The organism is Corynebacterium sp. NML 120412, from assembly GCF_002285155.1.
GTDB classification, from domain to species: Bacteria; Actinomycetota; Actinomycetes; order Mycobacteriales; family Mycobacteriaceae; genus Corynebacterium; species Corynebacterium gottingense.
Genome location: NZ_NSGL01000007.1, coordinates 75,318 through 85,804, shown reverse-complemented (window position 1 = coordinate 85,804; position 10,487 = coordinate 75,318). Strand labels below are relative to the sequence as shown.

The following is a 10,487-nucleotide window of genomic DNA, read 5'->3' as shown; positions in this document are numbered from 1 at the left end:
TCCAGCGGCCGGGCTGGCACGCGGCGCGCGCGACGGCGCTGGCCGCGGGCGTCGACCCGGCGCCGTTGCTCGGCGCGCGCTAGCTAGCCGTCGCGTTCCTCGGCGTCGCGCTCCTCCTCGAACCAGTCGTCCCAGTCCAGCGAGTCGAGCGGGTCCGCGGGCTGCAGCTGTTCGTCCGTCTCGCGCAGGCTCTTGATGCGCCCCGGCCCCGTCGAGCGGGTTTCAAAGCGGACGGTCACCCACCCCTTGCCCGCGCCCTGCACCCATCCGTGGCCGTACTCGGGGTGGAACACGTCCTGCGTGGCCTGCCAGATTCCCTGCTGGTGCCCGGCCTGCGTGTCCACCTCGATCTGCTCCTGAGTCACGTGGTCGCTCACCCCGGTCTCGTAGTCTGTCTCCGCCGAGGCGGGCTTCACAATCGCCTGGTCTAGCTCCGGGAAGAGCACGTCCTGGAGCGAGTGCTCGAGGCCCGAGTAGGAGACGCCGACGAGCCGTATCGGCCCGACCTCGTCCGGGTAGCGCACCAGCTTGAAGGCCGTGGCGAGCAAGGTGCCAGCGTCATCGGTGGCGTACGGAAGCGTGGCTGAGCGCGACTCGATGCGGAAATCCGCCATGCGCAGCTTGACCGTGACGGTGCGCGCCCCGCGACCGGCGCGGACCAGGCGTCGGTGCGAGCCCGCTGCCGCCCGCTCGAGCGCAGCGTCCACCTCCGCCTGCGTGGTGAGGTCCTGCGGGTAGGTGTGCTCCGACGAAATCTGCTTGGATTTCGCCCGCTGCGCGACCGGCCGGTCATCGATGCCGCGCGCCAGCGTCCACAGCTGCTTCGCCACGACGCCGCCGAGTGAGATGTCCACTTCCTTCTCGCTCAACGCGGCGAAGTCTCCAATCGTCTCGATGCCGGCCGCCGCGAGTTTCCCCTCCGTGACCGGGCCGACGCCCCACAGCTGGCTCACCGGGAGCGGGTGCAAGATGTCCAACTGCTCGTCGTGCGGGATGACAAAAACGCCGTCCGGTTTGGCCAAGCCGGAACCGATCTTGGCGTACTGCTTCCCGCTGCCGGCCCCGATGGAGCTGGGCAAACCGGTCTCTTGCTTGATCGCGTCGCGCAGGTCGTTGGCCCACGCGCGGACGTGGTCCGGCGTGGCGTCGACAAGCTCCTCTGGCTCTAAGAACGCTTCGTCGATGGAGAGCTGCTCCATCACGTCCACGCGGCGGCGGATGATGTCAAAGACGCGTCGCGACGCCGCGCTATAGACCGGGCGACGCGGCGTGACCAGCACCGCCTGCGGGCCGATGAGGCGGGCGGCACGGTGGGTGGGCATGGCCGAGCGCGCGCCGAACTTGCGCGCCTCGTAGCTGGCGCCGGCGACCACGCCGCGCCCGGTGACCCCGGCGACCAGGACCGGGCGGCCTTTGAGGGTGGGCCGGGTGAGCTGCTCGCAGGACGCGAAGAAGGCGTCCATGTCGATGTGCAGCACCCAGCGAGTCATGCCCCAAGTCTGCCAATCATCGCTCACAAGTTCCAACTAGCAGGTTGGGGGCCACGGCGGTACGGGCAGGCGAGGGCTAGGCGTTCTTGCGCACCTGCGCCGTCACGCCGTCGATCACCTCGTGCACCGTCTGCTCGCCGGACAGCGCGTCGGTGGTGACGGAGAAGTCGGTGGCCAGGGTCTCGCCGGCGATGTGCTCGGCGTGGCGCTTGGCCCACCCCTCCTTCTCCGCCGGCACGGAGAGCACCACGGCGATGCGGTCGGAGACCTCAAAGCCCTCGCGCTTACGTGCGTCCTGCAGACCGCGGATCACATCGGCGGCCCAGCCCTCAGCCTCCAGTTCCTCGGTGACCTCGGTGTCCAGGACGACCAGGCCGGCGACGCCGTCGTTGGCGTCCACGCGCGCGGTGCTCTCCGGGTTCTCGGCCACGAGTCGCTCCGTGTAGAGCTCCGGGGTAAGCACGATGTCGCCGTCGACCACCACGTCGTCGCCGCGGCGCTCGTAGTTGCCCGCCTTCACGTTCTTGATGGCACGCTGCACGTCCTTGCCCAGCTTCGGGCCAGCGACCTTCGCGTTCACGACGACCTCGAAGGAACCCGCCGAATCCACGTCCTCGGTCAGCTCGACGGACTTGACGTTGACCTCGTCGCGGATGACCGGGGCGAAGTCGGCCAGGTCATTCGCGTTCGGCAGCGCCACGGTGAGCTTGGGCAGCGGCAGGCGGTTGCGCAGCTTGCGGGACTTGCGCACCGAGGAAGCCGCGGAGCACACCGCACGGGTGGCGTCCATCGTGGCCACGAGTGCGTCATCAGACGGGATGGTGTCCGCCTTCGGGTAGTCCGTGAGGTGCACGGAGCGACCGCCGGTCAGGCCACGCCAGATGACCTCGGAAATGTACGGCAGCAGCGGCGCGGCAACACGGGTGAGGATCTCCAGCACCGTGTACAGGGTGTTGAAGGCCTCCGGGTGCGCCTCCTGGCCCTCCCAGAACCGGTCGCGGGAGCGGCGCACGTACCAGTTGGTCAGGGTGTCGGCGAAGCGGCGAACCTCGTCGCAGGCGTCGGCGATGCGGGTGTCTGCAAGCGCGGCGTCGACAGCCGCGACCATGTCGTGCGTCTTGGCCAGGATGTAGCGGTCGAGCACGTCGGTGGAGTCCAGCGACCAGGTCGCCTCGTGCGAGCTGTAGAGCTGCAGGAACGAGTACGCGTTCCAGATCGGCAGGAGCGCCTGGCGCACGCCATCGCGGATGCCCTGCTCGGTGACGATGAGGTTGCCGCCGCGCAGGATGGCGCTGGACATGAGGAACCAGCGCATCGCGTCCGAGCCGTCGCGGTCAAAGACCTCGTTGACGTCCGGGTAGTTGCCCTTGGACTTGGACATCTTCAGGCCGTCGTCGCCGAGCACGATGCCGTGGGCGACAACCTTCTTAAACGCCGGGCGGTCGAACAGCGCGGTGGACATCACGTGCTGGAGGTAGAACCAGCCGCGAGTCTGGCCGGAGTACTCCACGATGAAGTCGGCCGGCTGGCGGGTTTCAAACTCCTCCACGTTTTCAAACGGGTAGTGGTACTGGGCGAACGGCATCGAGCCGGACTCGAACCAGCAGTCCAGCACGTCCGGCACGCGGCGCATCATGGACTTGCCCGTCGGATCGTCCGGGTTGGGGCGCACCAGCTCGTCGATGTGCGGGCGGTGCAGCGATTCGGGGCGCCGGCCGAAGTCGCGCTCGAGCTCGTCGAGGGAGCCGTACACGTCGACGCGCGGGTACTCCGGGTTGTCCGACACCCACGCCGGCACCGGGGAGCCCCAGTAGCGGGTACGCGAGATGTTCCAGTCGCGCGCGCCCTCCAGCCACTTGCCAAACTGGCCGTCGCGGATGTGCGACGGGATCCAGTCAATCTGCTGGTTCAGCTCAACCATGCGGTCGCGGAACTCGGTGACCTTGACAAACCATGCCGGCAGCGCCATGTAGATGAGCGGTTCGCCGGAGCGCCACGAGTGCGGGTAGGAGTGGACGATGGTCTGGTCGCGCACCACGCGGTCGGCGGCCTTGAGCTCGCGGATGATGTCGCGGTTCGCGTCAAACACCAGCTTGCCCTCGTACTCGGGGACGAGGCTGGTGAACTTGCCGTCGGCGTCGACCGGTATGACCAGGTCGATGTCGTACTTTTCGGTGGTGAGCATATCGTCCTCACCAAAGGCGGGCGCCTGGTGGACCACACCGGTACCGTCCTCGGTGGTGACGTAGTCCGCCAGCAGGATCATGAACGCGTTCTTCGTGTCCTTGAAGTAGTCGAAGACCGGCTCGTACTCCAGACCCTCCAGCTGCGCGCCACGGAAGGTGGCAACGACCTCCGGGTCCGTGCCCAGCTCCTTGGCGTAGGCGCCCATGAGGTCGGTGGCCAACAGCAGCTTCGCTCCGGCAAAGCCCTCGACACCGTCCTCGGCAACGCGGACCAGCGAGTACTCCACCTCCGGGTGGACCGCCAGGGCCAGGTTGGACGGGAGGGTCCACGGGGTGGTGGTCCAGGCGATCGCGGCGGCGTCGTGAAGCTCTGGGTGCTCCTCCCACGTGGTTGCGGCGGCGAAGCCCTCACGGCCACCGGTGAACGGCATGGTCACCGTCACCGTGGGGTCCTGGCGCTCGCGGTAGGAATCGTCCAGGCGAGTCTCCTGGTTGGACAGCGGCGTGTGCTCCGCCCACGAGTACGGCAGGACGCGGAAGCCCTGGTAGATCAAGCCCTTGTCGTAGAGCTCCTTGAACGCCCACATGACAGACTCCATGAACTCCGGGTCCATCGTCTTGTAGCCGTTTTCAAAGTCCACCCAGCGCGCCTGGCGCGTGACGTAGTTTTCCCACTCGTCCGCGTAGTGCATGACGGACTTTGCGCAGTACTCGTTGAAGCGCTCGAGGCCCATGTCCTCGATCTCCGCTTTGTCCTTGATGCCCAGCTGCTTCTCCGCCTCCAGCTCGGCGGGCAGGCCGTGGCAGTCCCAGCCGAACACGCGCGGCACGTGGTAGCCGGACATCGCGCGGTAGCGCGGGACGATGTCCTTGACGTAGCCGGTGAGCAGGTGGCCGTAGTGCGGCAGGCCGTTGGCAAAGGGCGGGCCGTCATTGAACACGTACTCTTCGGCGTCTTCACGGTTTTTCAGCGAGGCCTGAAAGGTCCCGTCGCTGTTCCAGTAGTCCAGCACGACCCGTTCCATGTCCGGGAACCGGCTGCTGCCACCAGTCATGTCTACCTTGGGGTAGACGCCACCTACCTCGGTCATCATTCCTCCACGCACGTTGCGGTTCTCGTGCAGGGACGCGGAAAGTCGCGCGGTACCACCCTGCTTGAAGCCAACCAAAGAGCCAGCTCCCGCTTCATTTGTGGTGAAGGAAGTGACGTCTCCCCTTGTTCACGTCCGGTTCTACTTGCCGCGGCCCTGCAGCCGCGGGGTTCTTCCGAAAACGCTCCCCGGTGATGGCCGGATCAGCACGTGCGCTGTTGAAGTGCCCCGCCAGTATAACGCACTCCTGGCCGGTGCGGTGCGGAGCATGCTTATCGACGCCAACGCCCCGCCCACGAACCTCATCCCAGGTCCGTGCGCGGGGCGTTGTGAGCGCGTGCTCTGCTACTTCGCGCCGGCGTCGCCGCTCGGTGCGGAGGTGCCGCGGGTCTCCAGCTCCTCAAGCTGGGACTGCAGCAGGGTCTTCAGGCGAGTGCGGTACTCGCGCTCGAAGGTGCGGAGCTCGGCAATACGGTTCTCCAACGCGTTCTGCTGCTGCTTGACCGTGTTCATGATCTCCGTGTGCTTGCGCTCTGCATCGGCCTGCAGCTTGTGCGCCTGCTCCTCGGCCTGACGGATCTGCGCCTCGGCACGGAAGTTTGCGTCGCTGGTGGTCTCCTGCGCCTTCTTCTCGGCGTCCGCCACGAGCTGCTTCGCGCGGGTCTCCGCGGTCGTGGTGGTCTCGGCCGCGCGCTTCTTCGCGTCCTCGAGCTGGGTGTGGGAGCGGGACTCCGCATCGGCGAGCTGCTTCTTCGCCTTGGTGTCTGCGTCCGCAAGCTGGCGCGCGGCGGCACCGCGGGCCTCATCCAGCATGGAGCGGGCCTCAGCCTGCGCGTCGCTGGTCAGACGGTCCGCCATCTCCTGTGCCAGGCCAAGGACCTTGGCGGCCTGGACGTGGGTATCGGCGGAGGCAGCCTCAGCGGATGCCCCGGCAGCCGCAGCTGCGGCAGGCGCGGCGATGGAGGAGCCCTGCGTGGTGCTCTTGGCTGCGGACTCTGCGGAGCGCTTCGCCTCAGCAACACGCTTGTCGGCGTCCTGCTTTGCGGCCTCGGCCTGCTTGCGGGCCTTTTCCGCCTCGCTCTTCGCGGTGCGGGCCTCGGCCTCTGCCTTGTCCGTGGCAGTCTTCGCGTCACGCAGCTTCTTCTCGTACTCAGCACGGAGCTCCTGCTCGACCTGCTTGCGCACAGCCGCCTCGTCGACTGCAGAGGACTGCGACGCGGACGCGGCTGCAGCACCGCCGGTCGCGGCGCCGCCAGCGGCAACCTCGTCCACGCGGGCGCGCAGATCATCGTTCTCGTCCTGCAGTTGGGCGAGCGTGTCCTCAACGAGGTCCAGGAACTGGTCGACCTCATCCTCGTTGTAGCCCCGCTTGCCAATCGGAGGCTTACTGAAAGCGACATTGTGCACGTCTGCTGGAGTCAGCGGCATGGGCGTTCCCTTCGAAGTCAGTGACGTACCCGGCTACCCGGGCACAGGATTTCCTCCCACGTTACGGGAAAGCAATCCGTGTTTCTAATAATTTGTAACGCTTTTACCCGACGATTCTAGCCGATACGGAGAGCTCCGCCACGTCGAGTCAATCTATTTATACACGTGAACACGCGGTCTGTGTCGAGTGAAGCGCAAAAAGCGGGGTAAAATCGCACTTATTCAAGGATCTCTACCTCCGGTTGAGCTGCAGGTTTCCACTCTCAGACAAACGGAGTAATGAGGGTGGCGCGAATTACCATCTGCACCACGACGAGGACGACAAACAGCACGATCACGCTGAGGTCAAAACCGATGCCGTTGGACATCCGCAACGGCGGGATCATCCTCCGCAGTGCCTTCACCGGGGGATCCGTCACCACAAAGATCGCCTCCCCAGCAACCATGAACCAGTGGGGCGGGTCGAAGTGCCGGGAAAAGCTTTCCACCATTTCAATAATGACGCGGACGATCACCACGAACGAATAGAGGCCAACGAGGGCGTACAGTATTGCTCCGAAAATTGCCACGTGAGCCACCATACCTATAGCAAAACGCGCGGGGTGCAACCGCTACCCCGCGCGTGTCACGTCCTACCGGCTAGACACCTACCGGCTAGACACCGGCTAGACCAGGTGCGCTCGACGCTGCAAGTCCTGCTCATCGACGTCGACCCCATCGGGCACGATGGCGAAGACGCGACGGTCGACGTCAAGACGCGACGTCAGGTTGTGCATCGTGCCCCGCAGCGCCATGCACAGGCCGGAGGAGAAGTCGATGAACGCCTTCGCCTGCACCTTGCTCAGGCTGGTCAGGTCCATGATCACAATGTTGCCATCGCGGAACGGCTCGCCCACCTGCTTTGCGTCCTGGTACGAGTGCAGCATCGGGATTACGACCTGGGCGTCGCGGCGCACGCGGGCCTCGGCATAATCGCGGCCGGTTGCGGAGGAGTAACGGTGCGCACGCGACGGCTCAACATCACGGACGTCCCGGACCTCATGCGCAGCGTGGGCCGACTGAGCACGGCGATCACCGCGATCGTCGCGCATGTCCGTGCCAACACGGTCATCACGGTCATCACGGTCGTATGCGTCGTCGTAGTAGGCGTCGTCCTCGCCGTAGGGGCCGAGGCCGAGGAATTCCTTCGCGCTGTCAAAAATAGACATTGATCGTGCTCCTTGATTGCGGTGCTTAAAGTGCCCCTTGTACTGCCCAATGCTGCTCAGATCGAGGCCAAACCGGGACAAAGACCGGACAAATACCGGGCGTGTTATTTGTAAGGTTCGCGCTTAGCCTACGGGCCGCGGACCAACCACAGCTGTTCCGACACGCACCACGTCTGAGCCGTGCGCAATAGCGAGCTCGAAGTCGCCGGACATCCCGGCCGACATCCGCAGCGTGCGCCCCAGCTTGGCCGACCACTCGTCCGTCAGCTGGCGGACGAGCGCGAACACTTCGCCTGGTTCGGCGTCCAGCGGCGGCACGACCATGAAACCGTCAAAGACGAGGTGTTCCGCGTCCTCGACGGCCCCGACAACGTCCGAGACCGTCTCCTCCGCAGCGACGCCGCCGAATGACGCGCCATCCAGCGCGACGCCGCCGCGGCTGGTGTCGCCGTCGGCGGACACCTGCACCAAGCAGCGCAGCACGTCTCCGGCGCCGTCCCGGCGGTCGCCGCGCTCGATCGCGAGCGCCATCCCGCGGTCCAGCCCCCGGGCGAGCTTGACGGAGTCCACCGAGTGGACCTCGGACGCCCATCGGGCCACGGCGTTAGCCTTCTTGGATTGGATTTGGCCGATCATGACTATCCCACAGTCCACGCCGTCGGTGGCGAGCGTTTCCGCCTTCGCGCGCGCCTCCTGCTCACGGTTCTCCCCCACCAGGCGGACCCCGGCGGCGGCGAGCGCTTCGACTGTTCCAGCACCGTGGAACTTGGTCACCGGCAGGAGCGCCACGCTTCCCGGCTCGCGGTTGGCTGCGCGTTCCGCAGCGCGGATCCGCTCTCGCACCGCCTCGAGGTTCTCGCGCAGCTGCGCCGCGCTGAGGTCGCCGTGCTGTTGCTCGGCATGTTGCCCGGCGAGTTGCTCAGTCATTTATTTCGCCCCCGTCAGCCAAATCACGCCGGCCTGACGCCCCGTCGTGCCCTCGCGGCGGTGAGAGAAGAAGGACTCGTCCGTAATGGTGTCGCGCGGGTCGGCGTCGATGTGCGTCACGCCCAGCGAGAGCAGTTGGCGCACGATACCGGCACGGATGTCCAGGCCCGCCGTCCCCTTGCTCGTGGCGCAACGGGCGCCCGGCAGGTGCGCTTCCACGTCGTCCGCCATCTCCGCGGGGACCTCGTAGGACTCGCCCGCCGCGGCCGGTCCCAAAAGAGCTTGGATATTGGCCGGCTTCGCCCCCAGCTCCACCATCTGCTGCACGGTGCGTGCCACGATGCCATTGCGCGCGCCCAACCGGCCCGCGTGGACGGCGGCGATGACGCCGGCGTCGTGGTCCGAAAGCAGCACCGGAGTACAGTCCGCGACCAGCACGCACAACGCCAGTCCGGTCTGGGTGGTGACGAGAGCGTCGGTCGCTTCGACGGGGTCGGCCTGGGGGCCGTCGACCACGGTGACGGAGTTGGTGTGGAGCTGTTCCATCCACACGAAGTGCTCTTCGGGGAGGTCGAGGATGGTGGCGAGGCGGCGTCGATTAGCATGCACCTGCGCTTCGTCGTCCCCGACGTGGAGCGCGAGGTTGAAGCTGTCGTACGGGGACGCAGAAGCCCCGCCGGCACGGGAGGTAAACACCATGCGGACGGGGCGGGTTGTCAGGTTTTCCATGCCAACCAGGCTACCCGGCTCACGCGGCCGGGCGAGCGCTGGTGGTTAGCGCAGGAAATCGGGGACGTCGAGATCGAAATCGTCGTCGCCGCGGTTGTCGCGATCGTCGCGACGGGCCTCGCCGCGGTCGCTGTAGCTACGGTCGGAGCTGGTGAACAGGCCGCCTCGCTGCGAATCGTAGCTGTGGCGCGGCTGGCGGTCCTCGTAGCCACGCTGGCTGGGCTCGGGCTGGTTGGTCTCCACCGCGCGGTCGTCGAATAGCGAGCCGCGGGACGGGGCCGGGGTGGCCGAGGAGGCGCCGTCGATCTGTGCCGCGCTGGAGCCGGACTGCGCCTGGGCGGTCTGGATCTGCGGCTCGCCCTGGCGGGTGGCCTCGGCACGCACGTTGGCCTTCTCGTCAAAGCCGGTGGCGATGATGGTCACGCGGACCTCGTCGCCCAGGTTGTCGTCGATGATCGTGCCGAAGATAATGTTCGCGTCCTCGTCGGCCTTGCCCTCGACGATGGAAGCCGCGTTGTTCACCTCCATCAGGCCGAGGTCCGAGCCGCCGGCGACGGAGATCAGCACGCCCTTAGCGCCCTCCATGGTGGCCTCGAGCAGCGGGGAGTTGATGGCCTGCTCGGTCGCGGTCATCACGCGGTTGTCGCCGCGCGCGGAGCCGACGCCCATGAGCGCGGAGCCGGCGTCGGCCATGACAGAGCGCACGTCGGCGAAGTCGACGTTGATCATGCCTGGGATGGTGATCAGGTTGGTAATACCCTGCACACCGTTGTAGAGCACCTCATCGGCGGCGCGGAACGCGTCCATCATGGACAGCTCCGCCTCGCCCAGCTGCAGCAGGCGGTCGTTCGGGATGACGATGACGGTGTCGCAGACCTCCTTGAGCGCCTCGATGCCCTCGAGTGCCTGGCGGGTGCGGCGCTTGCCCTCAAAGGTGAACGGGCGGGTGACCACGCCGATGGTCAGGGCGCCCATCTTCTTGGCAATGCCGGCGACGACCGGGGCCGCACCGGTGCCGGTGCCGCCGCCCTCGCCGGCGGTCACGAACACCATGTCGGAGCCCTTCAGCGACTCCTCGATCTCCTGCTTGTGGTCCTCCGCGGAAGTACGGCCAACCTCCGGGTTCGCACCCGCGCCGAGGCCACGAGTGGCTTCGCGGCCGATGTCCAGCTTCGTATCGGCATCCGTAAACAGCAGCGCCTGCGAGTCGGTGTTAATGGCGACGAATTCGACGCCCTTCAGGCCTTCTTCGATCATGCGGTTGACGGCGTTGACGCCACCGCCGCCGACACCGACAACGCGGATCATGGCGAGGTAGTTCGCGGGAGAGGTCATGGTGTGGTGACTCGCCTTTCAAACAGTGAGGAGTGGTTTCTTTCTAACGCGTTCCATCATGAATGACGCAACGGAGATTTTTGTTTTCTCCCC

Annotated in this window: 8 protein-coding genes; all 8 read right to left on the bottom strand. The window is 66.4% G+C overall.

All coding sequences use genetic code 11. The features are described 5' to 3' along the window. Nucleotides 1-83 precede the first annotated feature (83 nt). A complete protein-coding gene (locus tag CKJ84_RS11015) occupies nt 84-1,490 on the bottom strand; it encodes a DNA polymerase IV (protein WP_095534872.1) in 1,407 nt (468 codons plus the stop codon). Between the two features lie 76 nt (nt 1,491-1,566). Beyond that, nucleotides 1,567-4,770: an isoleucine--tRNA ligase gene (ileS, locus tag CKJ84_RS11010; RefSeq protein WP_095546978.1), complete on the bottom strand. Its 3,204-nt coding sequence runs from the start codon at nt 4,768-4,770 to the stop codon at nt 1,567-1,569. A gap of 342 nt (nt 4,771-5,112) precedes the next feature. Further along, on the bottom strand, nt 5,113-6,195 hold the full coding sequence (locus tag CKJ84_RS11005; RefSeq protein WP_095546970.1) for a DivIVA domain-containing protein: 1,083 nt from the start codon (nt 6,193-6,195) through the stop codon (nt 5,113-5,115). A gap of 263 nt (nt 6,196-6,458) precedes the next feature. Then, nucleotides 6,459-6,764 (bottom strand): YggT family protein, encoded by a 306-nt coding sequence (locus tag CKJ84_RS11000; RefSeq protein ID WP_095546969.1) that lies wholly within the window; start codon nt 6,762-6,764, stop codon nt 6,459-6,461. 96 nt (nt 6,765-6,860) lie between these two features. Further along, nucleotides 6,861-7,403, bottom strand: coding sequence for a cell division protein SepF (sepF, locus tag CKJ84_RS10995; protein ID WP_095546968.1), 543 nt, complete (start codon nt 7,401-7,403; stop codon nt 6,861-6,863). Nucleotides 7,404-7,526: 123 nt separating this feature from the next. Next, nucleotides 7,527-8,330, bottom strand: coding sequence for a YggS family pyridoxal phosphate-dependent enzyme (locus CKJ84_RS10990; protein ID WP_095536819.1), 804 nt, complete (start codon nt 8,328-8,330; stop codon nt 7,527-7,529). Then, nucleotides 8,331-9,059 carry a peptidoglycan editing factor PgeF gene (gene pgeF, locus CKJ84_RS10985; RefSeq protein WP_233125682.1) on the bottom strand — a complete coding sequence of 243 codons (729 nt, stop codon included), beginning with the start codon at nt 9,057-9,059 and terminating at the stop codon, nt 8,331-8,333. Nucleotides 9,060-9,104: 45 nt separating this feature from the next. Continuing rightward, nucleotides 9,105-10,394, bottom strand: coding sequence for a cell division protein FtsZ (gene ftsZ, locus CKJ84_RS10980; RefSeq protein ID WP_095546967.1), 1,290 nt, complete (start codon nt 10,392-10,394; stop codon nt 9,105-9,107). Between the last annotated feature and the right edge of the window lie 93 nt (nt 10,395-10,487).

Coding starts and splice junctions, on each gene's coding strand:
- CKJ84_RS11005 (WP_095546970.1), bottom strand. CDS start 6,195: ATGCCGCTGACTCCAGCAGACGTGCACAATGTCGCTTTCAGTAAGCCT.
- ileS (WP_095546978.1), bottom strand. CDS start 4,770: ATGATGACCGAGGTAGGTGGCGTCTACCCCAAGGTAGACATGACTGGT.
- CKJ84_RS10990 (WP_095536819.1), bottom strand. CDS start 8,330: ATGACTGAGCAACTCGCCGGGCAACATGCCGAGCAACAGCACGGCGAC.
- CKJ84_RS11015 (WP_095534872.1), bottom strand. CDS start 1,490: ATGACTCGCTGGGTGCTGCACATCGACATGGACGCCTTCTTCGCGTCC.
- pgeF (WP_233125682.1), bottom strand. CDS start 9,059: ATGGAAAACCTGACAACCCGCCCCGTCCGCATGGTGTTTACCTCCCGT.
- sepF (WP_095546968.1), bottom strand. CDS start 7,403: ATGTCTATTTTTGACAGCGCGAAGGAATTCCTCGGCCTCGGCCCCTAC.
- ftsZ (WP_095546967.1), bottom strand. CDS start 10,394: ATGACCTCTCCCGCGAACTACCTCGCCATGATCCGCGTTGTCGGTGTC.